The following is a 24,553-nucleotide window of genomic DNA, read 5'->3' as shown; positions in this document are numbered from 1 at the left end:
GTGGCTCCCGCACCACGTTTACGGTTTCCAGTGTACGAAGTTGCGATACAGACGCAACCCGACCTCCGCGCTTTTCTCGGGGTGGAATTGGGTCGCGAAGAGATTGTCCCGCGCGACCGCGGACGTAAACGGCGCGCCGTACGCCGTTTCGCCGACCGTGTGTGCCGGGTTGTCCGGGCTCACGTAATAGCTGTGCACGAAGTAGAAATACGCGTCGTCGGGCACGCCGTCCCACAGCGGGTGCGGCTGCGCCTGGCGCACGCGGTTCCAGCCCATCTGCGGCACCTTGAAGCGCGAGCCGTCGTCCTGCACGCGGCCGTCGAGCGCGAAGCGCACGACCTTGCCGGGCAGCAGGCCGAGGCCCTTCGTGTCGCCTTCCGCGCTCCAGTCGAACAGCATCTGCTCGCCGACGCACACGCCGAGCAGCGGCTTCGTGCGCGACGCCTCGATCACGGCCTCCTGCAGGCCCGATTCGCCGAGACAGCGCATGCAGTCGGGCATCGCGCCCTGGCCGGGCAGCACGACACGGTCGGCCGCGCGAATCGCGGCCGGCGTGTCGACAATCGCCACGTCGGCGGCCGGTTCGGCCTTCTTGAGCGCCTGCGCGACCGAGCGCAGGTTGCCCATCCCATAATCCACAATCGCAATCGAAGTTTTCATCTCAGTGCAGGCAGTAGCGCCCTCAGTCCATTGACGATGAATTCCACCGCCAGCGCCGACAGCATCAGACCCATCAGCCGCGTGGCGATGTTGATGCCGGTGCGGCCGATCCAGTTCGCGATCGGCTCGGCGAGCCGCATCGCGACGAAACACAGAAAAGCCAGGACCGCGCCGATCGCGACCAGCCCGGCCCGTTCATACCAGTGATGCGCGTTCGCCGCATAGATGATCACCGTGCTGATCGAGCCGGGGCCCGTGAGCAGCGGAATCGCCAGCGGCACGACCGCGATGTTGTCCTTCAGCTCGGCTTCGTGGCGCTCCTCCGGCGTCGATCGCGTGTTGCCGATCTGCGCATTCAGCATGTTGATCGCCATCAGCAGCATGATGATCCCGCCGCCCACTTCGAGCGACCCGACCGAAATGCCGAAGAAGTTGATGATCTGCTGTCCGAGCAGCGCGGTCACCGTCATCACGCAGAACACCGACACCGATGCGATCCGGATCGTGCGCCGCCGCTCGTCGTCCGTCTGCTGCGCCGTCAGGCTCAGGAAAAACGGCACCGCGCCGACCGGGTTGATCAGCGCGAGCAGCGAAATGAACGATTTGAGCAGATCCATCGCACGCCGGCGCGCCGCGCCGAAGCCGTGAGGTCGTCCTTGGCGTCGTCCGTTCGGAAGTTAGAGGCTGCCTTTGGTCGACGGAATCTGCCCCGCCGCCCGCTCGTCGAGCTCCACCGCCGCGCGCAGCGCCCGGCCGAAGGCCTTGAACACCGTCTCGAGCTGATGGTGCGCGTTGATCCCGCGCAGGTTGTCGATGTGCAGCGTGACGCCCGCGTGGTTCACGAACCCGCGGAAGAATTCGATCGACAGGTCGACGTCGAACGTGCCGATCCGCGCGCGCGTGAACGGCACGTGGAATTCGAGGCCCGGCCGGCCGGAGAAATCGATCACGACGCGCGACAGCGCCTCGTCGAGCGGCACGTACGAATGGCCGTAGCGGCGGATGCCCTTGCGGTCGCCGATCGCCTTCGCGACGGCCTGACCGAGCGTGATGCCGACATCCTCGACCGTGTGGTGATCGTCGATATGCGTGTCGCCATGCGCTTCGACCTCGAGATCGACCAGACCGTGTCGCGCGATCTGGTCGAGCATATGGTCGAGAAACGGCACGCCGGTGGCCAGCTTCTGCCGGCCGGTGCCGTCGAGATCGAGCTTCACACGGATCTGCGTTTCGCTGGTATTGCGAACGACTTCCGCCACACGCATGGCAATTCCTTGATTGAGTCTGATGTAAATGGGGATTGATCGTCGCGCGCCGCCGCGCCCTGGGCTCAACCGGGCAGCGCGAGTTTCAAGGCGGCCAGCAGGTGGGCGTTTTCGTCGGGAGAACCGACGGTCAGCCGCACGCATTCGGCCAGTAATGGATGCATTTTACTCACGTTTTTGACCAGCACCCGCTCGGTGAGCAGCGCATCGAACACGGCGGCCGCGTCCGGCACGCGCACCAGCAGGAAATTGCCGGCGCTCGGGAACACCGTCGCGCCCGGCAGCGCGGCCACCGCCTGCGCGAGGCGGGTACGTTCCGCGCGCAATTCGGCCGCCTGCGCGTCGAGCACGTCGAGGTGGTCGAGCAGGAAATCGGCGGTCGCCTGGGTCAGCACGTTGATGTTGTACGGCGGGCGCACCTTGTCGAACTCGTTCAGCCACGCCGGCAAGCCGACGAGGTAGCCGAGGCGGATACCCGCGAGGCCGAGCTTCGACACCGTGCGCATCACGACGACGTTGTCGAACTCGGCGGCGCGCGGCAACCACGAACGCTCGGCGAACGGCTGATACGCCTCGTCGATCACGATCAGGCTGTGCCGGGCGGCCGCGACGATCCGCTCGACGTCGGCATCGTCGTACAGCGTGCCGGTCGGGTTGTTCGGGTACGCGAGATAGACGATCGCCGGCCGGTGCTCGGCGATCGCCGCGAGCATCGCGTCGACGTCGAGCGTCAGGTCGGCCTTCAGCGGCACGCCGACGAATTCGAGCTGCGCGAACTTCGCCGAAAGTTCGTACATCACGAAGCCCGGCACCGGTGCGAGCACCTTCGCGCCCGGCTGCGCGCACGCGACCGAGATCATGCTGATGATTTCGTCGGAACCGTTGCCGAGCAGCACGTCGCAGCCGGCCGGCACGCGCATCGCGTGGCGCAGCTTGTCGAGCAGCGCGGCCGGGCGCGGCGCCGGGTAGCGGTTCAGCGCGACCTGCGCGAGCCGCTCGCCGAGCGCCGCGGCGAGCGGCGCGGGCAGCGGGTACGGGTTCTCCATCGCGTCGAGCTTCACGAACCCGCTCGCGTCCGGCACCGGATAGCTGGTCATCGCGAGCACGTCGCGGCGGATGATGTCTTGTGGCGTCGTCATGGTCTCAAGCCGGCGTGCGTCGCGCTGGCGTCAAATGGGTCGGCAAGGCGGCGGCTGCCGCCCTGCGCTCGTCTCCTGCCCCGCTCCGGGTGCCGCCGGCGCCGGCGCCTCGGCGCCTGCCCGGCCCCGCGCACGATGCGCGGTCAGCCCTTCATCCGGAACTCGGCACTCCTTGCGTGCGCCTGCAGCCCTTCGCCGTAGGCGAGCTCGGATGCGATCTCGCCGAGCGTCTGCGCGCCTTCCGCGCTGACCTCGATCAGGCTCGAGCGCTTGATGAAGTCGTACACGCCGAGCGGCGACGAGAAGCGCGCGGTGCGCGACGTCGGCAGCACGTGGTTCGGGCCCGCGCAGTAGTCGCCGAGGCTCTCGCTCGTGTAGCGGCCGAGGAAGATCGCGCCCGCGTGGCGGATCTGCTGGCCCCATTGCTGCGGCTCCAGCGCCGAGATTTCGAGGTGTTCCGGCGCGATGTCGTTCGCGATCCGGCATGCCTCGGCCATGTCGCGCACCTTGATCAGCGCGCCGCGGCCTTCGAGCGACGCGCGGATCACGTCCTGGCGCGGCATCGTCGGCAGCAGCTCGCCGATCGCCTTCTCGACGCGATCGAGGAATGCAGCGTCCGGGCACAGCAGGATCGACTGCGCGAGTTCGTCGTGCTCGGCCTGCGAGAACAGGTCCATCGCGACCCAGTTCGGATCGGTCGTCCCGTCGCACAGCACCAGGATTTCCGACGGCCCGGCGATCATGTCGATGCCGACCGTGCCGAACACGCGGCGCTTCGCCGACGCGACGTACGCGTTGCCGGGGCCGCAGATCTTGTCGACGGGCGGCACCGTCTCGGTGCCGTACGCGAGCGCGCCGACCGCCTGCGCGCCGCCGATCGTGAACACGCGATCGACGCCGCCGAGCAGCGCCGCCGCCAGCACGAGGTCGTTCTTCACGCCGTCCGGCGTCGGCACGACCATCACGATCTCGCCAACGCCCGCGACGCGCGCCGGAATCGCATTCATCAGCACCGACGACGGATACGCGGCCTTGCCGCCTGGCACGTACAGGCCGACGCGGTCGAGCGGCGTGACCTTCTGGCCGAGCACCGTGCCGTCGCTTTCCGTGTACTGCCAGCTATGCGTGCCGCATTCGATCTTCTGCTTCTCGTGGTATGCGCGCACCCGCGCCGCGGCCGCTTCCAGCGCTGCGCGCGCTTTCGGCGCGAGGCCGTCGAGCGCCGTCTGCAGCGCGTCCTGCGGCAGTTCGAGCGCGGCGACGCTGTTCGCGCTCAGCCGGTCGAAACGGTTCGTGTACTCGAGCACCGCGGCGTCGCCGCGCGACTTCACGTCGGCGAGGATCTTCGCGACCGATTGCTCGATCGCTTCGTCTTCGCTCGCCTCGAACGCGAGCACGGCGCGCAGCGCGGCGCCGAAGCCTTCGTTCGTCGAATCGAGCTTGCGGATGGTGATGGACATGAGAGTTCCGTTACGGTGATGCGCTCAACCGCCATTCTGCGACGCGCGTTCGAACGCGTCGAGGATCGGCTTGAGCGCCGCGCGCTTCAGTTTCAGCGCGGCCTGGTTCACGACGAGGCGCGACGAGATCGCCATGATCTCCTCGACCTCGACCAGATTGTTCGCCTTCAGCGTGCCGCCCGAGCTGACGAGGTCGACGATCGCGTCGGCCAGCCCGACCAGCGGCGCGAGCTCCATCGAGCCGTACAGCTTGATCAGGTCGACGTGCACGCCCTTCGCGGCAAAGTGTTCGCGCGCCGTTTCGACGTATTTCGTCGCGACCCGCAGGCGCGCGCCCTGGCGCACCGCATTCGCGTAGTCGAAACCGGCCGGCACGGCCACCGACATCCGGCAGCGCGCAATGTTCAGATCGATCGGCTGGTACAGGCCCGAGCCGCCGTGCTCGACCAGCACGTCCTTGCCGGCCACGCCGAAATCGGCCGCGCCGTATTCGACGTAGGTCGGCACGTCGCTCGCACGCACGATGATCACGCGCAGGTTCGGATCGGTCGTCGGCAGGATCAGCTTGCGCGACGTTTCCGGGTCCTCGGCCACCTGCACGCCGGCGGCGGCCAGCAGCGGCAGGGTTTCCTCGAAAATCCGGCCCTTCGACAGGGCGAGGGTCAGCGGCGCGGTCATGCTTGGCTCCCGGAAAGGCGGCGCACGTTCGCGCCGACGGCGGTCAGTTTGGCTTCCATGCGGTCGTAGCCGCGGTCCAGGTGATAGATGCGGTCGACGAGCGTTTCGCCGTCGGCGCGCAGCCCGGCGATCACGAGGCTCGCCGACGCACGCAGGTCGGTCGCCATCACGTTCGCGCCGGACAGCTTGTCGACGCCGGTCACGAGCGCCGTGTTGCCGTCGATCGTGATGTTCGCGCCGAGCCGGTTCAGCTCCTGCACATGCATGAAGCGGTTCTCGAAAATGGTTTCGACGACCTGCGCGGTGCCCGTCGCGACCGTATTGAGGGCCATGAACTGCGCCTGCATGTCGGTCGGGAACGCCGGATATTCCGACGTGCGGATCGTCACCGCCGACGGGCGGCGGTCCATCTTCACGCGCAGCCAGCTGTCGCCTTCCTCGATCGACACGCCCGCTTCGCGCAGCTTGTCGATCACCGCGTCGAGGATGTGCGGGCGCACGCCCGTCAGCATCACGTCGCCGCCGGCCGCCGCGACCGCGCACAGGAACGTGCCGGCTTCGATCCGGTCGGGGATCACCGAATGACGCGCGCCGTGCAGCCGCTCGACGCCCTGGATCACGAGGCGATCAGTGCCGATGCCGTCGATTTTCGCGCCCATCGCGACCAGCAAGTGTGCGAGATCGCTCACTTCCGGCTCGCGCGCGGCGTTTTCGATCACCGTCTCGCCGTCGGCGAGCGTCGCGGCCATCAGCAGGTTTTCGGTCCCCGTCACCGTGATCATGTCGGTCACGATGCGTGCGCCTTTCAGGCGCTTCGCGCGCGCTTCGATGAAGCCGTGCTCGATGCTGATCTCCGCGCCCATCGCCTGCAGGCCCTTGATGTGCTGGTCGACCGGCCGTGCGCCGATCGCGCAGCCGCCCGGCAGCGATACCTTCGCCTCGCCGAAGCGCGCGAGCAGCGGCCCGAGCACGAGGATCGACGCGCGCATCGTCTTCACGAGCTCGTACGGCGCGACGAGGTTGTCGACGCGCGACGCGTCGAGCTGCACGCGGCAGCCGTCGGTCTCGCTCTTCACGCCCATCTGGTTCAGCACCTTCAGCGTCGTGCGCACGTCCTTCAGGTTCGGCACGTTGTCGAGATCGACCGGATCGGCGGTGAGCAGCCCCGCGCACAGGATCGGCAGCGCGGCGTTCTTCGCGCCCGACACGACGATCTCGCCCGACAGGCGGTTGCCGCCTTCGATCGCGAGTTTGTCCATCCCCTGTCCCTGCGATTCCCCGTTGGCGGCCGGGTGTGCCGTGGCGACGCTCTGGACGGCGTCGCGCTCGTTGACGGTGACTTGCACTCAGTGATTTCCGTTTATGCGTTCTGCCATTCGGCGGGCGTCAGCGTCTTCATGCTGAGCGCGTGAATTTCCTGCTTCATGCGATCGCCGAGCGCCGCATAGACGAGCTGGTGCCGCTGGATCGGCCGCTTGCCTTCGAAGGCCGCCGACACGATCGTCGCGAAGAAATGCTGGCCGTCGCCTTCGACTTCCAGATGCGTGCAGGCGAGACCGCCGGCGATGTATTGCTTGACCTGTTCGGGAGTCGGCAACATGGTGTAAGGCTCCTGTCGGCGCGCGCCGCCCCGGGGCGGCCGCGGCCTGTCGATATCAATGACGCAGTTTGTAGCCGGTCGCGAGCAGCCGCATCGCGATCAGCGCGAGCAGCACGAAGAAACCGGTGACGATCGCGAGGCTCGCGAACGGGTTGATGTCGGACGCGCCGAAGAACCCGAAACGGAAGCCGTCGATCATGTAGAAAAACGGGTTGAGACGCGACACTTCGCGCCACACGGGCGGCAGCGAATGCGTCGAATAGAACACGCCGGACAGGAACGTCAGCGGCATGATCAGGAAGTTCTGGAACGCGGCGAGCTGGTCGAACTTCTCGGCCCAGATCCCGGCGATCAGGCCGAGCGTGCCGAGGATCGCCGAGCCGAGCAGCGCGAACGCAATGATGAACAGCGGCGCCGCGAAGTGCATCGGGATAAACCAGATCGTCACGACGAACACGCCGGTGCCGACCGCGAGCCCGCGCACGACGGATGCGAGCACGTACGCGCCGAAGATGTCGCGGTACGACAGCGGCGGCAGCAGCATGAACACGAGGTTACCGGTGATCTTCGACTGGATCAGCGACGACGAGCTGTTCGCGAACGCGTTCTGCAGCACGCTCATCATCACGAGGCCCGGCACGAGAAAGCTCACGTACTCGACGCCCGGATAGACCTCGACGCGGCCCGACAGCGCGTGGCCGAAGATCGTCAGATACAGCAGCGCCGTGACGATCGGCGCGAGCACCGTCTGGAACGACACCTTCCAGAAACGCAGCAGTTCCTTGTAGAACAGCGTGCGAAACCCGCTTCCCGGCACGGGCCGGGCCGTCCCCTCGGACGTCAGCGAACGCAGTTCGCGTGGGGAGTGTTGATTCATGCCAGACCCTCGATCACCTCGGCCCCGTTCATCACCTGGACGAACACATCCTCGAGGTCGGCCTTGCGGACCTCGATCTCGTCGAACGTGCAGCCGGCCGCGCGGCATTGCGCGAGGATGCGTTCGACCTCGTCGTAGCTCGCGAGGCGCAGCAGGTGTTCGCCCGGCGCGCGCGCGGCCGGGTCGGTTTCCAGCCCGCGCAGCTCGGCCGGCAGCGCGCCGGTCGCGAGCCGCAGGTACAGCTGCAGGCCCGCGAAGCGGCGCAGCAGCGCGTCGGTGCGGTCGAGCGCGACGACTTCACCGCGGCGCAGCATCGCGATGCGGTCGCACAGCGACTCGGCTTCCTCGAGGTAATGGGTGGTCAGCACGATCGTGTGACCCTCGCGGTTCAGGCGCGAGATGAATTTCCACAGCGTCTGGCGCAATTCGACGTCGACGCCGGCGGTCGGCTCGTCGAGCACGATCACGGGCGGCCGGTGCACGAGCGCCTGCGCGACGAGCACGCGGCGCTTCATCCCGCCCGACAGCGCGCGCATGTTCGCGTCGGCTTTCTCGGTGAGATCGAGATTGGCCATCACTTCATCGATCCAGTCGTCGTTGCGGTGCAGCCCGAAATAGCCGGACTGGATGCGCAGCGTCTCGCGCACGGTGAAGAACGGGTCGAAAACGAGTTCCTGCGGCACGACGCCGAGGGCGCGGCGCGCGTTGCGGAAGTCCTGGACGACGTCGTGACCGCGCACCGAGATGCTGCCTTCGTCGGCCCGGGCGAGCCCGGCGAGGATACTGATGAGCGTGGTCTTGCCTGCGCCGTTGGGGCCGAGTAGACCGAAAAACTCGCCTTCCTCGACCGACAGGCTGACGCCCTTGAGCGCCTGAAGCGACTTGTAGCGCTTCTTGACGTGACGGATTTCTATGGCTGACATGACTGTGCGCGACGCAAGGGCCGCGACGCCTATTCTGTGCTTGCTGCGAAAGAAAATGGGGGCCGGACGCCGATTGGCTGCCCCGCAAAACGCTTGATTATAGGGCAAACCGGCTGGTGGAGCCGGCGCCGACGGCGCGCGGCCTGAAGCGTGCGCGCGCCGGCTGGCGCGGCAGGCTTCGGTCGGACAGGGTCAATGTCGCCCGGTGCCTTCGATGAGTGCGTCGACGCCGTAGGCGCGCGCGAGGCTGGCGAGCTTCGGAGGGAGATTGAGGATGTCGAGGGCTGTGCCGCGCGCTTTGGCGGCACGTTGCCATGCGAGCAGCACGGCGAGCGCGGACGAGTCGAACTGCGTCAGCGCCGCGCAATCGACGGCGGTCGCGCCGGCGCCGATGCGCGCAAGACCGTCCGCGAGCACGGACTTCGCGCTCGCAACGGTCAGCGAGGAGCCGGCTTCGAAGCCGCTCACGACGCCTGCTTGCCCGCAGCAAGCTCCTGGTTGCGCTGCGTCAGGAACTTGATCAGGCCGTCCACGCCGCTTTGCTGGATCTTCTCGTTGAACTGCTGCTGGTACGTCTGGATCAGCCATGCGCCGAGCACGTTCAGGTCATACACCTTCCAGCCGTTCGCCGTCTTGTACAGGCGGTAGTCGATCTGGACCGGCTGACCGTTGTTCAGCGCAACCGTCTTCACGACGACGTCGGTATCGGCCGGATCGGCGCGGAACGGCGGGTACTGGATCTGCTGGTCCGGCTTCAGCTGCGCGAGCGCGCCCGAATACGTGCGGATCAGCAGCAGCTTGAACTGCTCCTGAACCTGCTGCTGCTGCTCGGCCGTCGCCGTGCGCCAATTGCGACCCATCGCGAGCTGCGTGGTGCGGCGGAAATCGGTGTACGGCAGGATGTCCTTGTTGACGATCGAGATGATGCGGTTGGTGTCGCCCTGCTTGATCGTCTGCTGCTTGACTTCGTCGAGCACCTGCTGGGTCGCCGTCTTGATCAGCGCTTGCGGGTTCGACTGGTCGACTTGCGCGTGAGCTGCGCTGCCGAACGAGAACAGCGCCGCGAAAACGGGGATCAGGAACAGTTTTTTCATCATAGTGGCCTGCATGAATGAGTCGATGCGAAGGTTGGAGCAGGTAGCTTACGCGCAAGTTCGCCTACGCTACTGACTGAATCGTTTCCGGCTGTAACGAATGTAAGTCCGTCAGTGCAGCCGGATGCTCGGGAACCGGAACCCGCCCGGCGACGGCGGCGCCACCTGCATCGCCGGCACGTTCGTTTCGCTGGCCGGGTTCGGCGCTTCGGCCGAGCCCGAGGCCGGCGCAGCCACCGCCGCGCCCGATGCGGGCGCCGGCGCCGCGCCGCCCACCGCTGCCGCGCCCGCCGTTCCGGCCGCGCCGGCTGCCGCCGGTGCCGCGCCGTCTTCCGGCAGATCGTACTTCGGCAGCGCGTCGTTGCTCGACGTCGCGGCGGCCTCGCCGCGCGCGTTGCTGATCAGCATCTGGCGACGCTGCAGGTACGCGTTGCGGACGAACGAATACTTGTCGAGCGCCGCGGCATCCAGCACGTCGCCCGCGCCGAGCAGGTTCGCGCGCGTGTTGACCAGGTTCACGCCGAACAGGCCCCAGCTCAGGCCGTCCGGCTTCACGTAGGTGAGCGGGTTGCCGACGTAGTCGACACCGAGGCCGGCCGTGTCGCGCAGCGTGCTCGGGCCGAGCAGCGGCAGCACGAGATACGGGCCCGACGGCACGCCGTAGCGGCCCATCGTGATCCCGAAGTCGGCCGTGTGCTTCGGCAGCTTCGCGATCGTCGCGACGTCGAACAGGCCGCCGACGCCGAACACCGTGTTGATCACGACGCGCATGATGTCGCCGACGCCGTCCGCGATCCGCAGCTGAACGATGTTGTTCGCCGCGATGTAGACGTCGCCGATGTTCGAGAAGAAGTTCGTCACGCTGTCGCGCACCGGCTGCGGCACCACGTACTGGTAACCCTTCGCGACCGGCTTCAGCGCGTACGTATCGACCGTGTCGTTGAACTTGTACATCGACCGGTTGAAGCCTTCGAGCGGATCGCCCTTGGTCGGCGTCTGCACGGTCGCGCAGCCGCTCAACGCGGCGACTGCCGCCATCGCCAGCGCGGCGTGCCTGATGCGGATCGTGTGCATGGTCATTACCCTCTTGTTTTCTCTCGTGTGGTTATTGAGCCGCCGAGCCGGACGCGCCGGACACCGCCGACGCCGGTACCGCCACCGGTGCCGGCGCGGCCGGAACGGCCGACGCCCCTGCTGCCGGCTTCGCGCCGCCCGCATCCGCGGCCTTGCTGTACAGGAACTGGCCGATCAGGTTCTCGAGCACGATCGCCGACTGCGTCATCGTGATCGTATCGCCGGACTTCAGCATTTCGGTGTCGCCGCCCGGATCGAGGCCGATATATTGCTCGCCGAGCAGGCCCGACGTCAGGATCTTCGCCGACGAATCCTTCGGGAACGGGTACTGGCCGTCGACGTCGATCGTGACGACCGCCTGGTACGTGTTCGGATCGAAGCCGATCGACTTCACGCGGCCGACCACGACGCCCGCGCTCTTCACGGCCGCGCGCGGCTTCAGCCCGCCGATATTGTCGAATTTCATCCTCACCGAGTAGGTCGGCTGAAACGACAGCGAGCTCATGTTGCCGACCTTCAGCGCCAGGAACAGCACCGCAAGGAAGCCCACCACCACGAACAGGCCGACCCAGAAGTCGAGAGCAGTCTTTTTCATCGTCATCCCAAAATTTGGCTTGGCTGAGGCTTAGCTGAACATCAGCGCGGTCAGCAGGAAATCGAGGCCGAGTACGGCGAGCGACGCGAATACGACCGTCTTGGTGGTCGCGCGCGACACGCCTTCGGGCGTGGGCTTCGCTTCATACCCCTGGTACAGCGCAATGAAGGTCACGGCGAAGCCGAACACGATGCTCTTGATCACGCCGTTGCCGACGTCGGCCCAGACCTGGACCCCGCCCTGCATCTGCGACCAGAACGCGCCCGGATCGACGCCGATCAGCACGACGCCGACGAAGTAACCGCCGAGCACGCCGACCGCGTTGAAGATCGCGGCCAGGAGCGGCATCGCGATGATGCCCGCCCACATGCGCGGCGCGATCACCGTCTTGATCGGGTCGACCGCCATCATCTCGAGCGCGGTGAGCTGCTCGCCGGCCTTCATCAGGCCGATCTCGGCCGTGAGCGACGTGCCCGCGCGGCCCGCGAACAGCAGCGCGGTGACGACCGGCCCGAGCTCGCGCACGAGCGACAGCGCGACCAGCAGGCCGAGCGCCTGCTCGGAACCGTAGCGATTCAGCGTGTAATAGCCCTGCAGGCCGAGCACGAAGCCGACGAACAGCCCCGACACCGCAATGATCACGAACGAATAGTTGCCGAGGAAGTGGATCTGCTTCGTGACCAGCCGCGGCCGGCGCAGCAGCGGAAAGAATTCCAGCACGAGGCGCACGAACAGGCGCGTGCCGTAGCCCGCGCGCTCGAGGCCGCCGATGACGTAACGTCCGATCGCGCTGATCATGCGCGCCCTCCGCCGAGCCCGAAATCCGCTGCGAGCGGCGGGCTCGTGTAATGAAATTTGAACGGGCCGTCCGGCGCGCCGTCGATGAACTGCCGCACGCTCGGATCGGTCGACGCGCGCAGCTCGTCGGGCGTGCCCTGCGCGAGCACGCCGCCATTGGCCAGAAAATACACGTAGTCGGCGATCGCGAACGATTCCGGCACGTCGTGCGTCACGAGGATCGACGTCGCGCCGAGCGCCTGGTTCAGCGTGCGGATCAGGTTCGCGGTGATGCCGAGCGAGATCGGATCGAGGCCCGCGAACGGCTCGTCGTACATGATGAGCTGCGGATCGAGCGCGATCGCGCGCGCCAGCGCGATGCGGCGCGCCATCCCGCCCGATACTTCGGACGGCATCAGGTCGCGCGCGCCGCGCAGCCCGACCGCGTTGAGCTTCATCAGCACGAGGTCGCGGATCAGGTCTTCGGGCAGGTCGGTATGCTCGCGCAGCGCGAACGCGACGTTCTCGAACACCGACATGTCGGTAAACAGCGCGCCGAACTGGAACAGCATGCCCATCTTGCGGCGCAGCGCGTACAGGCCGTCGCGCGTTTGCGCGCCGACATCGGCGCCGTCGAACAGCACCTGTCCGCGACGCGCACGCACGAGGCCGCCGATCAGGCGCAGCACGGTGGTCTTGCCGCAACCCGAGCCGCCCATGACCGCGACGACCTGCCCGCGCCCGAAGCGCAGGTTCAGGTTGGACAGGACGAGGCGGTCGCCGTAACCAAAGTCGACGTCGCGAAGTTCCAGCAGGGTCTCGGTAGGAGTGGGGCTCACGGAGCTGACAGTCCTTTTACGCAGAACGCCGAATTATAGGGCCTGCATTGGAATGATGTCGTGACGCCGTTCCGGGCCCTGCGGTCAATGATTGTCAAATTGTCCGGTAAAGCACTGCTGCAGTGCAATAAGCGCCGTCCGATAGTCGGCCGCGCCCGTGACCGCGCTGACCACCGCGACGCTGCCCACGCCCGTCGCCACCACCGCCGGCAGCGTGTCGAGCCCCACCCCGCCGATCGCGACGAGCGGCGCGCGCGCGCCGGCGAAGCGCGCGTAGCGGGCAATCCGCGCGAGCCCCTGTGGCGGCGCGGCAACGGCCTTGGTGGCGGTCGCGTACACGGGGCCGAGCGCGAGGTAGCTCGGCCGCTCGTGCAGCGCCCGCAACATCTCGTAATAGCCGTGACTCGAAAGTCCGAGCCGCAGGCCCGCGCGCGCGATCGCGGCCAGATCGGCCGTTTCGAGGTCTTCCTGACCGAGATGTACGCCGTACGCGCCTGCTTCTGCGGCGATCTCCCAGTGATCGTTGATGAACACGCGCGCATCGCGATAACGGTGCCCGGCCGCGACCGCACGCGCGATTTCCCGGCGCAGCGCGTCCGGCGTCGCCTCTTTCACGCGCAATTGCACGGTTCGCGCGCCGCCGTCGAGCACGCGCTCGACCCATTCGGCGCTCGGCACGACCGGATAGAGGCCGAGTTGCGCGGGGCACGGCGGGAACGCCGGCTCCGGCGCGGGCGGCAGCCCGGCGACACGCGGGAATCGCGCGGCATCGACCGGCCATGCGTCGGCGGCGCGCGTCTCGTCGCCGTCGCGCCACGCCAGCGCGAGCACCAGCGCGTCGACCGGCGCGAAGCCGCAATCGAGGAACGCGGCGAGCGCCGCGATCCAGTCGTCCGCGAGCGGATGCGCGGCGTCGAGCGCGTAACGCACGCCCGCCGCATGCAGCACGGCGCCCTGCTCGTCGAATTCGATCGCCACCGCATCGGGCGACGCAGGCCGCGACACGGCCGATGCGCGCGCCTGCGCGGCACGGTCGCCGGCCGACACGATCAGCACGTCGCCGTCGGCCGGCACGTCGGGCGCCGCCACGCAGAGCCGCCACGGCGCCGCGCCCTCAGGCCAGTCGCCGAGCCGCGCGCGAATCCGCTCGGCCGCTTCGGCCAGCTCGTCGGCCGGCGGCCAGAACGCATCGGCGAAGCGCGCCGCGCTCATGCGCCGCCTCCGTCCTGGTGCCAGAACGGCATCCCGACCACCGGCGTGCTCGCATGCGCGGTGTCGCGCGCGTCCATCGGACCGGCGAGATACGCGGCGCGGCCCGCCTCGACGCCCTGCGCGAACGCTCTTGCCATGATTTCCGGGTGCGTGGCCTGCGACACCGCCGTATTCAGCAGCACGCCGTCGAAGCCCCACTCCATCACCTGGCACGCGTGCGACGGCACGCCGAGCCCCGCGTCGACGATCAGCGGCACGTCCGGCAACCGTTCGCGCAGCACGCGCAGCCCGTACGGATTCACGACGCCCTTGCCGGTGCCGATCGGCGCGCCCCACGGCATCAGCGCCTCGCAGCCGACGTCGAGCAGGCGCCGGCCGATCACGAGATCCTCGGTGCAGTACGGCAGCACCTTGAAGCCGTCCTTGACCAGTTGCGCGGCCGCTTCGATCAGCCCGACCGGGTCGGGCTGCAGCGTGTAGTCGTCGCCGATCAGTTCGAGCTTGATCCAGTCGGTGTCGAAGACCTCGCGCGCCATGTGCGCGGTCGTCACGGCTTCGGCGACGGTCTGGCAACCGGCCGTATTCGGCAGCAGCGGCACCGCGTGGCGCTTGAGCAGGTCGAAGAAGCCGGCTTCGGCCGTGCCGCCCGTCATCTGCCGGCGCAGCGCGACCGTCACCATCCCGGGGCGCGACGCGGCGATCGAATCGGACAGCGATTGCAGCGACGGATAGCGTGACGTGCCGAGCAGCACGCGGCTTGCGAAGGTTTCACCGTACAGCGTCAGCGCGTCGGCGGAGGGGTGGGACGTCATGTCGTTTTCCTGGAAGAGCGGGGACGAACCGGCGGCGCTCAGCCGCCCGCGACGGGGTGCACGACGTCGAGCCGGTCGCCCGCCGCGAGCGAGCGCGCCGCATGCTGCGTGCGCGCGACGAAGTTGCCGTTCAGCGCCACCGCGTACGGCGGACGCGCGCCGTATGCGGCCAGCGCGTCGGCCACGGTCGCACCGTCGGGCAACGTCAGGGTCTGTTGATTGATCTGGATATCCATGAGGCTGGGTCGGATTCGGTCTGCGGCGCGCATCAGGCTGGCTGGCGCGCGTCGTTGCGGTGATGAAGCAGCGTCGGCCAGCGAGCGGCGTCGCGCCATGCGGCGAACGCGTCGGCATCGCCGAGTGCGCCGCCGAGCGCGGCCTGCGCGAACACGACGGCCGCCTGCGCGACTTCCGGCGCGATCATGAAGCCGTGCCGGTACAGGCCGTTGACGGCGAGCGTCGACGCGCCGTCCCAGATCACCGCCGGACGATGATCGGGCAGCGTCGGCCGGCACTGCGCGTTGAGTTCGAGGATGCGCGCCTCGCCGAACGCCGGATGCACGGAAAACGCCGCGCTCAGCAGTTCGAGCGCCGAACGCACGCTGACGGGCGACATGTCCTCGCCCTCCACCTCGGTCGCGCCGATCACATAGAGATCGTCCTGTTTCGGCGCGATGTACAGCGGGTAGCGCGGATGCAGCAGCCGCACGGGCCGGGTGAGCCCGATGCCGGGCGCATGCACGCGCGCGACTTCGCCGCGGATGCCGCGCAGCGCGGGCAGCGCGGATTTCGCGCCGAGCCCGCGGCAATCGATCGTGAAATGCGCGGCCGGCAGGTTCGCGTCGTCGACCGCCGCGTGCCAGTGCAGCGCGACGCCGCGTTCGGCCAGGCCCGCCGCGAGCGCGCGCAGCGCCTGGCGGTTGTCGAGCTGCCCTTCGCGCGGCAACATCAGCCCGCGCGCGAAGCGGCCCGCGAGCACGGGTTCCGCGGCGTCGACCTGCGCACCGGCGAGCGTCACGAAGCCGCCGTCGAGCAGCTCGGCCGGCGCGTTCGCGCGCACGCGCCGCTCGAACAGCGGCGCCTCCGCGCGGTCCGCGTGATGCCAGACGACGAGCGTGCCGAGATGCTGGAAGAAGACGGGTTCGGGCAATTCCGCGAGCCACTGCGGCCAGCGCGCGAGCGACGCGACGCCCAACTCGGTGATCAGCAGTTCCGCGGTCGCCGCTTCCGCGAGCGGCGCGAGCATCGCGGCCGCGATCCACGCGGCCGACTGCTCGCCGTCCGGGCCGCCGCGCTCGTAGAGCGCGACGCGATGCCCGTCGCCCGCGAGCCGCCATGCGATCAGGCGGCCAACGAGGCCGCCGCCGAGCACCGCGAAATCGGGTCGTGTATCCCGGACGTTCATCGCGCGCCCTCCGCGCGGTCACGCGCGACGAACGTCGACGCACACGCGCCGCCGCCTGCGAACACACGCGACGTCGGGGCGGAAGCCCTGCAAAAGACTGAAGATTGTGCGGCCATCATTCCTTCCGTAACGCGCAATGCGCGTACCCAAAAGGACGAAACCGGCAGCAAAGGCCGGCCGGGCGGGACTCGGGCGCTGACCATGTGGGATGGCGGCCAGCGCGGCCCGGCGGGATCAGAAACTTCCCTCGCCGGTATTACCCGGATCGGGTGCGAAGGGTCTTTCTCAGCCTCGCCGCGCTGCCCGGAACATCTGCCGGCCGCGCCACGAAGCACCCCTGTTTCGTCGTCGGCCATTAGACCATAAAAGCGGAAAGCGCCGCAAACTGTCCCCCTAGCGGCAAATTCGCCGGCGTGCCGCGCCGCTCTGGCACAATGCCCGCAGGCCGGCCGCGCGAGCGGCCGGTTGCCGCGTCACCGCCGGTTTTTAAGTGCCGTTTAAGACGCACGGGCGACCATCCGGACGCCCGCCGTCAGTCGGCGCCGCGCCCCGGCATGCCGTATCGCGGCGCACGCCCGGTTTCGCCCGGCCCGCGCGCCGGCTCATCATCAGGAAGCACATGACCCAATCGATCGATCCCGTCCGCTCCGCACCCGACGCGCCGCAGGACGAGCGCCCGGTATCCGCATGGAGCCTCATCAAGCCCTACTGGGTATCGTCCGAATGGAAAATCGCGTGGGGCCTGCTGGTCACGATCATCGCGATCAACCTCTGCGTGGTCTGGATCAACGTCCGGCTGAACAAGTGGAACGCGCAGTTCTACAACGCGCTGCAGTCGAAGGACGTTCACGACTTCCCGAACCTGCTGATGCAGTTCTCCGCGCTCGCCTTCGCGTTCATCATCCTCGCCGTGTACGGCCGCTACCTGCGGCAGATGCTCGGCTTCCGCTGGCGCCAGTGGCTCACCGACCGCTTCCTCGGTCAGTGGCTCGGCGATCGCGCGTTCTACCGGATCGAACGTGACCGCCTCGCCGACAACCCCGACCAGCGGATCACCGACGACCTCCAGTCGTTCGCGACCACGACGCTCGCGCTGTCGCTCGACCTGCTGTCGACGGTCGTCACGCTCGTGTCGTTCATCACGATCCTGTGGTCGCTCGCCGGCGCGCTGACGTTCACGCTCGGCGCGACGCCGATCGCGATTCCCGGCTACATGGTGTGGGCGGCCGCGCTGTACGCGGTGGTCGGCTCGCTGATCATCCAGAAGGTCGGCCATCCGCTCGTGTCGATCAACTACCAGCAGCAGCGCGTCGAGGCCGATTTCCGCTTCGGGCTGATCCGCGTGCGCGAGAACGCCGAGCAGATCGCGTTCTACGACGGCGAGAAGACCGAGGCCGGCAACGCGCAGACCCTCTTCACGCGCATCCGCGACAACTGGTGGCGCGTGATGAAGTACACGAAGCGGCTCACGTTCGTGCTGAGTTTCTACGGGCAGATCGCGATCATCTTCCCGCTCGTCGTCGCGGCGCCGCGCTACTTTGCCGGTGCGTTCTCGTTCGGCGTGCTGATGCAGATCTCGTCCGCGTTCGGCACCGTCAGCGACTCGTTCTCGTGGTTCATCAACAGCTACTCGACCCTCGTCGAATGGCGCGCCACCGTCAACCGTCTGCGCGAATTCAAGCGTGTGATGGGCACGTCGCACCTGAAGGAAAGCCTGTCGCCCGCGACCGAGCACGGCGGCATCAACCTGCACTACATCGACGCCGCGAAGCTGTCGACGTCGTCGCTCAAGCTCGCGCTGCCGAACGGCAACGCGCTCGCGAACATCGGCGACGTCACGATCGAGCCCGGCTCGCGCTGGCTCGTGATCGGCAAGTCGGGTTCCGGCAAGAGTACGTTCATGCGCGCGCTCGCGGGCCTGTGGCCGTTCGGCGACGGCGCGATCGACGCGCCGGTCGGCGCGCGGATGATGTTCGTGCCGCAAACCAGCTATTTGCCGATCGGCACGCTCAAGGCCGCGCTTACCTACCCGGCGACGCCCGACACGTTCAGCGACGAAGCGTGCCGCGATGCGCTGCGCGCGTGCCGCCTCGAGGATTACGTCGAGCGCCTCGACGAGACCGCGCACTGGACCCGCGTGCTGTCGCCGGGCGAGCAGCAGCGCCTGGCCGGCGCGCGCGTGCTGCTGCACAAGCCCGACTTCCTGTTCCTCGACGAAGCGACCAGCGCGCTCGACGCCGACAACGAAGCCCGCCTCTATCACCTGTTCGCCGAACGGCTGCCGAAGGCCGCGATCGTCAGCATCGCGCACCGCGAGTCGCTGGCCGCGTTCCACGTCGGCACGATCAACGTCGAGCGCGTGGGCAGCGACGACAAGGTCGCCGCGTGAACGCACGCGCCGCGCACCTCGAACGCGTCGCGCTGATCACCGGCGCAGGTTCGGGGATCGGCGCGGCGCTCGCGCGGCGGCTCGCGGCGCCCGGCGTCGCGCTGGCGCTGCATGCACGCGGCGCGGACGATGCGGCACGATCGCGGCTCGCCGACGTCGCTCATGCGTGCACGACGGCCGGCGCCGAGTGCATCACGCTGACCGGCGATCTCGGCGAACCGGGTATCGCCGCCGCACTGGTCGATAGCACCGCGACGCGCTTCGGCGGGCTCGACCAGCTCGTCGCGAACGCCGGCTTCGCCGCGCGGCAATCCTTTTCCGAGCTCTCCGCGAACGCACTCGCGTCCGCCTTCGCGACGATGCCCGAGGCGTTCTCCGCGCTCGCGGGCCGCGCGCGGCCGCTGCTCGAAACGTCGGCCACGCCGCGGATCGTCGCGGTCAGTTCGTTCGTCGCGCACCGCTACCGCGCCGATGCACCGTTCGCGGCGACCGCCGCCGCGAAGGCCGCGCTCGAATCGCTGGTGCGTAGCGCGGCCGCCGAATTCGCCGCGCACGGCATCACCGTCAATGCGGTTGCACCGGGCTTCACGCGCAAGGACCACGGGCCGAGCGCCGGCAACGCCGCCGCGTGGGCGCAGGCCGAACAGGCGACGCCGCTCGGCCGCATCGCGGAACCCGACGACGTCGCCGCGCTGATCGCGTTCCTGCTGTCGGACGCGGCACGGCAGATCACCGGCCAGGTCATCCACGTCGATGGCGGCCTGACGCTCTGACGCGTCTTCCCTCCTGCCTGCTTTTCAGCACGAACCTGCATCCGCCTTTTTGGCATGCCGGAGCGCGCCCGTAAAATAACCGCGACGCGGCAGCGCGGGACGAGACAAGACGAGAGGGGGCGGCAAGCATGCAGGCATTCCAGTGGTTCAACGAATTGTCGACGCGCGAGCGCCGGACGCTGTACGCCGGATTCGGCGGCTATGCGGTCGATGCGTTCGACTTCATGATCTATTCGTTCCTGATTCCGACGCTGATCGCCACCTGGGGCATGACGAAGAGCGAGGCCGGGATGATCGCGACCAGTTCGCTGATCTCGTCGGCGATCGGCGGCTGGGTCGCCGGCATCCTCGCTGATCGCTATGGCCGCGTGCGCGTGCTGCAGTGGACGATCGCGACGTTCGCGCTGTTCACGTGCCTGTCCGGTTTCACGCATTCGTTCTGGCAGCTCCTTGCGACGCGCACGCTGCAGGGTTTCGGCTTCGGCGGCGAATGGTCGGTCGTGACGATCATGATGGCCGAGACGATCCGCTCGCCCGAGCATCGCGCGAAGGCCGTGGGCACCGTGCAGAGCAGCTGGTCGTTCGGCTGGGGCGCGGCCGCGATCCTTTACTGGGCGTTCTTCGCGCTGCTGCCGGAGCAGGTCGCGTGGCGGGCGTGCTTCTGGATCGGCATCGTGCCCGCCCTGTGGATTCTCTATATCCGCCGCAACGTCAGCGATCCGGACATCTATACGGCCACGCGCCGCGCCCGCGACGAAGGCCGCGTGTCGGGCCACTTCCTCGAGATCTTCTCGCCGCCGCACCTGCGCGCGACGCTGTTCGGCAGCGCGCTGTGCACCGGCATGCTCGGCGGCTACTACGCGATCACGACGTGGCTGCCCACCTATCTCAAAACCGTGCGTCACCTGTCGGTGTTCAATACGAGCGGCTATCTCGTCGTGCTGATCGTTGGCTCGTTCGTCGGCTACGTGGTCGGTGCGATCCTGTCCGACCGGCTCGGCCGCCGCGCGTCGTTCATCCTGTTCGCGGTCGGCTCGTTTTCTCTCGGCATGGCATACACGATGCTGCCGATCACCGATACCGCGATGCTGCTGCTCGGCTTTCCGCTCGGCATCGTCGTGCAGGGCATCTTCGCCGGCGTCGGCGCGTATCTGTCGGAGCTGTATCCGGGCGCGATCCGCGGCTCGGGCCAGGGCTTCTGCTACAACCTCGGCCGCGGGCTCGGTTCGTTCTTTCCGATCCTCGTCGGTGCGCTGTCGCAATCGATGTCGCTCGTGAAGGCGATCGGCCTCGTCGCGGGCGGCGGCTATCTGCTGGTGATCGTCGCGGCGCTCGTGCTGCCGGAAACGCGCGGCAAGTCGCTCGTCGACGATCCGGCGGTCGCGTCGTGAGCCACCGCTTCGTTCCGGACACCGCATGCACGTGATCGTTCTCGGCGCCGGCGTGATCGGCGTCACCACCGCCTGGCACCTGCGCGAAGCAGGCTGCGACGTCACCGTGATCGAGCGCGAGGCCGATGTCGCGCAGGCGACGAGCCTCGGTAATGCGGGCGTGATTGCCCCCGGCTACGTAACGCCGTGGGCCGCGCCCGGGATGCCCGGCAAGATCCTGAAATACCTGTTCAAGCCCGCGTCGCCGCTGATCTTCCGGCCGACGCTCGACGCCGCGCAGTGGCGCTGGATCGCGCGCTGGCTGCGCGAATGCGAGTTCGAGCGGTTTCGCGTGAACAAGCAGCGGATGCAGCGCATCGCGTATTACAGCCGCGCGTGCCTGCATGCGTTTCGCGAGCGTTATCCCTTCGACTACGGCGCGAGCCGCGGCTATCTGCAACTGCTGCGCGGCGCGTTCGACGTCGACATGGTGCAGCCCGCGCTGAAGGTGCTGCGCGATGCCGGCGTCGCGTTTCGCGAACTCGACGCGGCCGGCTGCACCGCGATTGAACCGGGCCTGCGCTGGGCGCGGCAAGCGCCCGTCGGCGGCATCTACCTGCCCGACGACGAAGCCGGCGACTGCGCGCGCTTCACGCGCGAACTGCGGGCGCTGTGCGAAGCGAACGGCGTGGCATTCCGCTTCAACACCGAACTGCGCGCACTCGATGTCGCGGGCGGAAAAGCGCGCGGCGTCCACGTCGCCGCCGTGGGCGGAAACCACGAAGGCAACGGTAGCGGCGGCGCGCGACACCGCACGACACTCGCCGCCGACGCGATCGTCGTCGCGCTCGGCGTCGACAGCGCCGGCCTGCTGCGACCGCACGGCATTGACGTGCCGCTGTATCCGGTGAAAGGCTACTCGGCCACGCTCGCGGTCGTCGACGACGAAAAGGCGCCCTGCGCCGCGCTGATGGACGAATCGCTGAAGACCGCGATCACGCGCTTCGGCCCGACGCTGCGCGTCGCCGGCACCGCGGAGCTCGGCAATCGCCGCGCGGCGCTGCGGCAACAGGCGCTCGACACGCTGATGAAGGTGCTCGACGACTGGTTTCCGCACGCGGCCGATCGCGCGTCGGCGCGTTTCTGGGTCGGCCGCCGGCCGATGACGCCCGACGGGCCGCCGCTGCTCGGCGCGAGCGGGATCGACGGCCTCTGGCTCAACGTCGGCCACGGCTCGACGGGCTGGGCGATGTCGATGGGTTCGGGAAAAGTGGTCGCGGATCTCGTCACCGGACGCACGCCGGAGATCGATCTGGCGGGGTTGACGCTCGCGCGGTACGGCCGCTAGGCCTGTTCGCGCGAATAACGACGAACGACGCCGCCATGCGGGCGGGAAGGCACGTTCCCCTCTCTGGAAAAATTCATTCGTGGGGCCGCTCCTCAGCGCCGACGCTGTCGTCCGCGCGTGCGATCGGCGCCGACACGATCGGCCGATGCGACACGCCCTCCTGCGACAGCCGGCTTTCGAACAGCGTCAGCGCTTCGACGCGCACCTCGACGGGCCGCCCCGGCGCGCCACCGTGCGCGGGCTGGCCGATCGCATCGTGCGGCAGCCGCGCGAGCGTCACGTGCGGCCGGAACGGCCGCCGGTCGGCCGGCACGCCGAGTTCGCGCAGCAGCGCCGCCAGCCCTGCATTCAGCGCGACGCAAGCGGCATCGGCCGCGAGCTCCGCGACGATCAGCCGCGCACGCGGCAGGCTCGGCCACCACGCGATCCGCTCGACCGGCAACGACGGCAACGCATGCGCGGCCGCGAGCGCGGGCAGGTGCGCGGCCAGCGCGTCGCACCGCTCCCGCTCGATTGCGCCGATGAACGCGAGCGTCATGTGCAGTTGCGCGGACGGCGTGCGCCGCGCGCCACGGGTGACCGGCAACGCGTGCAGCGCGTCGCGCGATGCCGCATCGGGCATCAGTGCGACGAACGCACGGAGCCGGTCGCCGTTCATGATTCGCTCACGGCGGCCCGCGGCGCATTCGGCGCGGCGGCGGAAGCAACCGGACGCTGCGGCAGCGGGCCATGCTCGCCCCACACGTCGGCCGGCAGCACGCGCGCGAGTTCGGGGATCGTGTTGCGCGTGAACACCGGATCGGCGACGCCGGCCGCGCGCTGGCGGCGATAGTCGGCCCACGCGGCGTGCGCGTACTTGCCGAGCGCGAGGATCGCGATCAGGTTGATGATCGCCATCAGCCCCATGCTCGTATCGGCCATCGCCCACACGAGCGGCAGTTGCCCGACGCTGCCGAACATCACCATGCCGAGCACGGCGATGCGGAACAGCGGCAACACGCCGCGCCGCTTCGTGATGAATTCGACATTGCCTTCCGCATACGCGTAGTTGCCGATCACCGACGAGAACGCGAGGAAGAAGATCGCGACGGCCATGTAGATGCCGCCCCAGTCGCCGACGTGGCTCGAAATCGCGCGCTGCGTGAGCGCCGCGCCCTCCATCCCGGTGCCGAGTTCGTACTGGCCCGACAGCAGGATCACGAACGCGGTCGCGCTGCAGATCACGATCGTGTCGACGAACACGCCGAGCATCTGGATCAGCCCCTGCGTGACGGGGTGGCGCGTGCTGGCAGTCGCGGCCGCGTTCGGCGCGCTGCCCATCCCCGCCTCGTTCGAGAACAGTCCGCGCTTCACGCCGATCGCGATCGCCTGGCTGACCGCATAGCCGGTCAGGCCGCCGGCCGCCTGTTCGAGGCCGAACGCGCTCTTCACGATCAACGCGATCACGCCGGGCACCAGCGTGATGTGCGTCGCGACCGCGTAGACCGCGAGTGCGAGGTAGCCGATCGCCATCAGCGGCACGATCACCTGCGCGACCGTCGCGATGCGGCGGATGCCGCCGAAGATGATCGGCGCGGAAAGCAGCACGAGACCGAGGCCGACCGTCTCGCGACGCCAGCCGAACGACGTATGAAACGCATCGGCGATCGCGTTGGCCTGCACCGCGTTGAACACGAAGCCGAACGCGAGGATCAGCGACAGCGAGAACAGCACGCCGAAGCCGCGCGAGCACAGCCCCGTCTGGATGTAGTACGCGGGGCCGCCGCGATAGCTGCCGTCCGGGTGCGACACCTTGAAGATCTGCGCGAGCGTCGCTTCGACGAACGCGGACGACATCCCGACGAGCGCGGTCATCCACATCCAGAAGATCGCGCCCGGCCCGCCGACCGTCAGCGCCACCGCGACGCCGGCGATGTTGCCGGTGCCGACGCGGCTCGCGAGCCCGGTCGCGAACGCCTGGAACGACGAGATGCTGCCCGGCTCGCCCTTGCTGCCGACCAGCTTCATGCTGAGGAACAGCGCTTTCAGCTGGATCATCCGGAACCGCAACGTGAACCACGCGCCGGCGCCCAGCAGCAGCGCGATCAGCACGTAGTTCCACAGCACGCCGTTGACGGCTTCGATCAGCCCTTGCACGAATGCTTCCATCCAGAGTCCTTGTAAATAACGTCAGTCATGTGCGGCGACCGCGAATGCGGCCCGAGGGGCGACATGATATGACAGTTCTCAAGGATTATTACAAAACGAAAGGATTTGAGATGAC

26 protein-coding genes and 1 riboswitch are annotated in these 24,553 nt (G+C 68.3%); of the genes, 4 read left to right on the top strand and 22 right to left on the bottom strand.

Annotation, left to right across the window (positions count from 1 at the left end; all coding sequences use genetic code 11):
* Positions 1 to 18 precede the first annotated feature (18 nt).
* From hisH to SY91_RS04165, 20 genes are all read right to left on the bottom strand, one after another.
* Positions 19 to 660, bottom strand: a complete 642-nt coding sequence (gene hisH / locus SY91_RS04260; RefSeq protein WP_012327782.1) for an imidazole glycerol phosphate synthase subunit HisH — start codon at positions 658 to 660, stop codon at positions 19 to 21.
* Positions 657 to 1,277 carry a YchE family NAAT transporter gene (locus tag SY91_RS04255; RefSeq protein WP_006485349.1) on the bottom strand — a complete coding sequence of 207 codons (621 nt, stop codon included), beginning with the start codon at positions 1,275 to 1,277 and terminating at the stop codon, positions 657 to 659. The genes hisH and SY91_RS04255 overlap by 4 nt, the downstream gene beginning before the upstream one ends.
* A 60-nt stretch (positions 1,278 to 1,337) precedes the next feature.
* Positions 1,338 to 1,925, bottom strand: coding sequence for an imidazoleglycerol-phosphate dehydratase HisB (gene hisB / locus SY91_RS04250; protein ID WP_011546606.1), 588 nt, complete (start codon positions 1,923 to 1,925; stop codon positions 1,338 to 1,340).
* Between the two features lie 65 nt (positions 1,926 to 1,990).
* Positions 1,991 to 3,064 carry a histidinol-phosphate transaminase gene (gene hisC / locus SY91_RS04245; RefSeq protein ID WP_023476195.1) on the bottom strand — a complete coding sequence of 358 codons (1,074 nt, stop codon included), beginning with the start codon at positions 3,062 to 3,064 and terminating at the stop codon, positions 1,991 to 1,993.
* Positions 3,065 to 3,207: 143 nt separating this feature from the next.
* Positions 3,208 to 4,524 (bottom strand): histidinol dehydrogenase, encoded by a 1,317-nt coding sequence (gene hisD / locus SY91_RS04240; protein WP_023476194.1) that lies wholly within the window; start codon positions 4,522 to 4,524, stop codon positions 3,208 to 3,210.
* 24 nt (positions 4,525 to 4,548) lie between these two features.
* A complete protein-coding gene (gene hisG, locus SY91_RS04235) occupies positions 4,549 to 5,202 on the bottom strand; it encodes an ATP phosphoribosyltransferase (protein ID WP_006477129.1) in 654 nt (217 codons plus the stop codon).
* On the bottom strand, positions 5,199 to 6,548 hold the full coding sequence (gene murA, locus SY91_RS04230) for a UDP-N-acetylglucosamine 1-carboxyvinyltransferase (protein WP_006477130.1): 1,350 nt from the start codon (positions 6,546 to 6,548) through the stop codon (positions 5,199 to 5,201). The genes hisG and murA overlap by 4 nt, the downstream gene beginning before the upstream one ends.
* A gap of 14 nt (positions 6,549 to 6,562) precedes the next feature.
* Positions 6,563 to 6,802, bottom strand: a complete 240-nt coding sequence (locus SY91_RS04225) for a BolA family protein (protein WP_006477131.1) — start codon at positions 6,800 to 6,802, stop codon at positions 6,563 to 6,565.
* Between the two features lie 55 nt (positions 6,803 to 6,857).
* Entirely contained in the window at positions 6,858 to 7,679 is an 822-nt protein-coding gene (locus SY91_RS04220; RefSeq protein ID WP_011546608.1) for an ABC transporter permease, read from the bottom strand.
* Positions 7,676 to 8,602 carry an ABC transporter ATP-binding protein gene (locus tag SY91_RS04215; protein WP_023476192.1) on the bottom strand — a complete coding sequence of 309 codons (927 nt, stop codon included), beginning with the start codon at positions 8,600 to 8,602 and terminating at the stop codon, positions 7,676 to 7,678. The genes SY91_RS04220 and SY91_RS04215 overlap by 4 nt, the downstream gene beginning before the upstream one ends.
* Before the next feature lie 192 nt (positions 8,603 to 8,794).
* Entirely contained in the window at positions 8,795 to 9,070 is a 276-nt protein-coding gene (locus SY91_RS04210) for a lipid asymmetry maintenance protein MlaB (protein WP_023476191.1), read from the bottom strand.
* Positions 9,067 to 9,696 carry a phospholipid-binding protein MlaC gene (locus SY91_RS04205; protein ID WP_027809257.1) on the bottom strand — a complete coding sequence of 210 codons (630 nt, stop codon included), beginning with the start codon at positions 9,694 to 9,696 and terminating at the stop codon, positions 9,067 to 9,069. The genes SY91_RS04210 and SY91_RS04205 overlap by 4 nt, the downstream gene beginning before the upstream one ends.
* A gap of 111 nt (positions 9,697 to 9,807) precedes the next feature.
* Entirely contained in the window at positions 9,808 to 10,770 is a 963-nt protein-coding gene (locus SY91_RS04200; RefSeq protein ID WP_185921136.1) for a VacJ family lipoprotein, read from the bottom strand.
* Positions 10,771 to 10,801: 31 nt separating this feature from the next.
* Positions 10,802 to 11,371 (bottom strand): outer membrane lipid asymmetry maintenance protein MlaD, encoded by a 570-nt coding sequence (mlaD, locus tag SY91_RS04195; protein WP_006477136.1) that lies wholly within the window; start codon positions 11,369 to 11,371, stop codon positions 10,802 to 10,804.
* Between the two features lie 24 nt (positions 11,372 to 11,395).
* Positions 11,396 to 12,163 (bottom strand): lipid asymmetry maintenance ABC transporter permease subunit MlaE, encoded by a 768-nt coding sequence (mlaE, locus tag SY91_RS04190; RefSeq protein WP_023478119.1) that lies wholly within the window; start codon positions 12,161 to 12,163, stop codon positions 11,396 to 11,398.
* Entirely contained in the window at positions 12,160 to 12,981 is an 822-nt protein-coding gene (locus SY91_RS04185; RefSeq protein ID WP_006477138.1) for an ABC transporter ATP-binding protein, read from the bottom strand. The genes mlaE and SY91_RS04185 overlap by 4 nt, the downstream gene beginning before the upstream one ends.
* Positions 12,982 to 13,065: 84 nt before the next feature.
* Positions 13,066 to 14,193 (bottom strand): thiamine phosphate synthase, encoded by a 1,128-nt coding sequence (thiE, locus tag SY91_RS04180; protein WP_185921087.1) that lies wholly within the window; start codon positions 14,191 to 14,193, stop codon positions 13,066 to 13,068.
* Complete coding sequence (locus tag SY91_RS04175) at positions 14,190 to 15,005, bottom strand: thiazole synthase (RefSeq protein ID WP_011546614.1); 816 nt, start codon at positions 15,003 to 15,005, stop codon at positions 14,190 to 14,192. The genes thiE and SY91_RS04175 overlap by 4 nt, the downstream gene beginning before the upstream one ends.
* Before the next feature lie 38 nt (positions 15,006 to 15,043).
* The gene (thiS, locus tag SY91_RS04170) at positions 15,044 to 15,241 is read right to left on the bottom strand and encodes a sulfur carrier protein ThiS (protein ID WP_023478158.1); all 198 of its coding nucleotides are present in this window, start codon (positions 15,239 to 15,241) and stop codon (positions 15,044 to 15,046) included.
* A 32-nt stretch (positions 15,242 to 15,273) separates the two neighbouring features.
* Positions 15,274 to 16,410 carry an FAD-dependent oxidoreductase gene (locus tag SY91_RS04165; protein ID WP_124478115.1) on the bottom strand — a complete coding sequence of 379 codons (1,137 nt, stop codon included), beginning with the start codon at positions 16,408 to 16,410 and terminating at the stop codon, positions 15,274 to 15,276.
* Positions 16,411 to 16,635: 225 nt separating this feature from the next.
* Positions 16,636 to 16,759, bottom strand: a riboswitch (TPP riboswitch).
* A 270-nt stretch (positions 16,760 to 17,029) separates the two neighbouring features.
* Here SY91_RS04165 and SY91_RS04160 point away from each other — a divergent pair.
* The 4 genes from SY91_RS04160 (at position 17,030) to SY91_RS04145 (ending at position 22,290) form a co-directional block, all read left to right on the top strand.
* Positions 17,030 to 18,799 (top strand): ABC transporter ATP-binding protein/permease, encoded by a 1,770-nt coding sequence (locus tag SY91_RS04160; protein ID WP_124478117.1) that lies wholly within the window; start codon positions 17,030 to 17,032, stop codon positions 18,797 to 18,799.
* On the top strand, positions 18,796 to 19,572 hold the full coding sequence (locus tag SY91_RS04155; protein ID WP_124478118.1) for an SDR family NAD(P)-dependent oxidoreductase: 777 nt from the start codon (positions 18,796 to 18,798) through the stop codon (positions 19,570 to 19,572). The genes SY91_RS04160 and SY91_RS04155 overlap by 4 nt, the downstream gene beginning before the upstream one ends.
* Positions 19,573 to 19,700: 128 nt before the next feature.
* Positions 19,701 to 20,963: an MFS transporter gene (locus tag SY91_RS04150; RefSeq protein WP_011546618.1), complete on the top strand. Its 1,263-nt coding sequence runs from the start codon at positions 19,701 to 19,703 to the stop codon at positions 20,961 to 20,963.
* 25 nt (positions 20,964 to 20,988) lie between these two features.
* On the top strand, positions 20,989 to 22,290 hold the full coding sequence (locus tag SY91_RS04145; protein WP_124478119.1) for a D-amino acid dehydrogenase: 1,302 nt from the start codon (positions 20,989 to 20,991) through the stop codon (positions 22,288 to 22,290).
* A 73-nt stretch (positions 22,291 to 22,363) separates the two neighbouring features.
* Here SY91_RS04145 and thpR read toward each other — a convergent pair whose 3' ends face one another.
* Both thpR and SY91_RS04135 read right to left on the bottom strand, forming a co-directional pair.
* Positions 22,364 to 22,948 (bottom strand): RNA 2',3'-cyclic phosphodiesterase, encoded by a 585-nt coding sequence (gene thpR / locus SY91_RS04140; RefSeq protein ID WP_027812631.1) that lies wholly within the window; start codon positions 22,946 to 22,948, stop codon positions 22,364 to 22,366.
* A complete protein-coding gene (locus SY91_RS04135) occupies positions 22,945 to 24,438 on the bottom strand; it encodes an alanine/glycine:cation symporter family protein (RefSeq protein WP_124592258.1) in 1,494 nt (497 codons plus the stop codon). The genes thpR and SY91_RS04135 overlap by 4 nt, the downstream gene beginning before the upstream one ends.
* Positions 24,439 to 24,553 lie beyond the last annotated feature (115 nt).

This window comes from Burkholderia cenocepacia, from assembly GCF_014211915.1.
Classification (GTDB): domain Bacteria; phylum Pseudomonadota; class Gammaproteobacteria; order Burkholderiales; family Burkholderiaceae; genus Burkholderia; species Burkholderia orbicola.
Note: the sequence above shows the minus strand (reverse complement) of the source record. Positions and strands in the feature narration are given on the sequence as shown.

What these genes read in the sequence shown, in the direction of transcription:
- hisH (WP_012327782.1), bottom strand. Translation starts at nt 660, where the DNA reads ATGAAAACTTCGATTGCGATTGTGGATTATGGGATGGGCAACCTGCGC.
- SY91_RS04255 (WP_006485349.1), bottom strand. Translation starts at nt 1,277, where the DNA reads ATGGATCTGCTCAAATCGTTCATTTCGCTGCTCGCGCTGATCAACCCG.
- hisB (WP_011546606.1), bottom strand. Translation starts at nt 1,925, where the DNA reads ATGCGTGTGGCGGAAGTCGTTCGCAATACCAGCGAAACGCAGATCCGT.
- hisC (WP_023476195.1), bottom strand. Translation starts at nt 3,064, where the DNA reads ATGACGACGCCACAAGACATCATCCGCCGCGACGTGCTCGCGATGACC.
- hisD (WP_023476194.1), bottom strand. Translation starts at nt 4,524, where the DNA reads ATGTCCATCACCATCCGCAAGCTCGATTCGACGAACGAAGGCTTCGGC.
- hisG (WP_006477129.1), bottom strand. Translation starts at nt 5,202, where the DNA reads ATGACCGCGCCGCTGACCCTCGCCCTGTCGAAGGGCCGGATTTTCGAG.
- SY91_RS04225 (WP_006477131.1), bottom strand. Translation starts at nt 6,802, where the DNA reads ATGTTGCCGACTCCCGAACAGGTCAAGCAATACATCGCCGGCGGTCTC.
- SY91_RS04220 (WP_011546608.1), bottom strand. Translation starts at nt 7,679, where the DNA reads ATGAATCAACACTCCCCACGCGAACTGCGTTCGCTGACGTCCGAGGGG.
- SY91_RS04215 (WP_023476192.1), bottom strand. Translation starts at nt 8,602, where the DNA reads ATGTCAGCCATAGAAATCCGTCACGTCAAGAAGCGCTACAAGTCGCTT.
- SY91_RS04205 (WP_027809257.1), bottom strand. Translation starts at nt 9,696, where the DNA reads ATGAAAAAACTGTTCCTGATCCCCGTTTTCGCGGCGCTGTTCTCGTTC.
- SY91_RS04200 (WP_185921136.1), bottom strand. Translation starts at nt 10,770, where the DNA reads ATGCACACGATCCGCATCAGGCACGCCGCGCTGGCGATGGCGGCAGTC.
- mlaD (WP_006477136.1), bottom strand. Translation starts at nt 11,371, where the DNA reads ATGACGATGAAAAAGACTGCTCTCGACTTCTGGGTCGGCCTGTTCGTG.
- mlaE (WP_023478119.1), bottom strand. Translation starts at nt 12,163, where the DNA reads ATGATCAGCGCGATCGGACGTTACGTCATCGGCGGCCTCGAGCGCGCG.
- thiE (WP_185921087.1), bottom strand. Translation starts at nt 14,193, where the DNA reads ATGAGCGCGGCGCGCTTCGCCGATGCGTTCTGGCCGCCGGCCGACGAG.
- SY91_RS04175 (WP_011546614.1), bottom strand. Translation starts at nt 15,005, where the DNA reads ATGACGTCCCACCCCTCCGCCGACGCGCTGACGCTGTACGGTGAAACC.
- thiS (WP_023478158.1), bottom strand. Translation starts at nt 15,241, where the DNA reads ATGGATATCCAGATCAATCAACAGACCCTGACGTTGCCCGACGGTGCG.
- SY91_RS04165 (WP_124478115.1), bottom strand. Translation starts at nt 16,410, where the DNA reads ATGAACGTCCGGGATACACGACCCGATTTCGCGGTGCTCGGCGGCGGC.
- SY91_RS04160 (WP_124478117.1), top strand. Translation starts at nt 17,030, where the DNA reads ATGACCCAATCGATCGATCCCGTCCGCTCCGCACCCGACGCGCCGCAG.
- SY91_RS04150 (WP_011546618.1), top strand. Translation starts at nt 19,701, where the DNA reads ATGCAGGCATTCCAGTGGTTCAACGAATTGTCGACGCGCGAGCGCCGG.
- SY91_RS04145 (WP_124478119.1), top strand. Translation starts at nt 20,989, where the DNA reads ATGCACGTGATCGTTCTCGGCGCCGGCGTGATCGGCGTCACCACCGCC.
- thpR (WP_027812631.1), bottom strand. Translation starts at nt 22,948, where the DNA reads ATGAACGGCGACCGGCTCCGTGCGTTCGTCGCACTGATGCCCGATGCG.
- SY91_RS04135 (WP_124592258.1), bottom strand. Translation starts at nt 24,438, where the DNA reads ATGGAAGCATTCGTGCAAGGGCTGATCGAAGCCGTCAACGGCGTGCTG.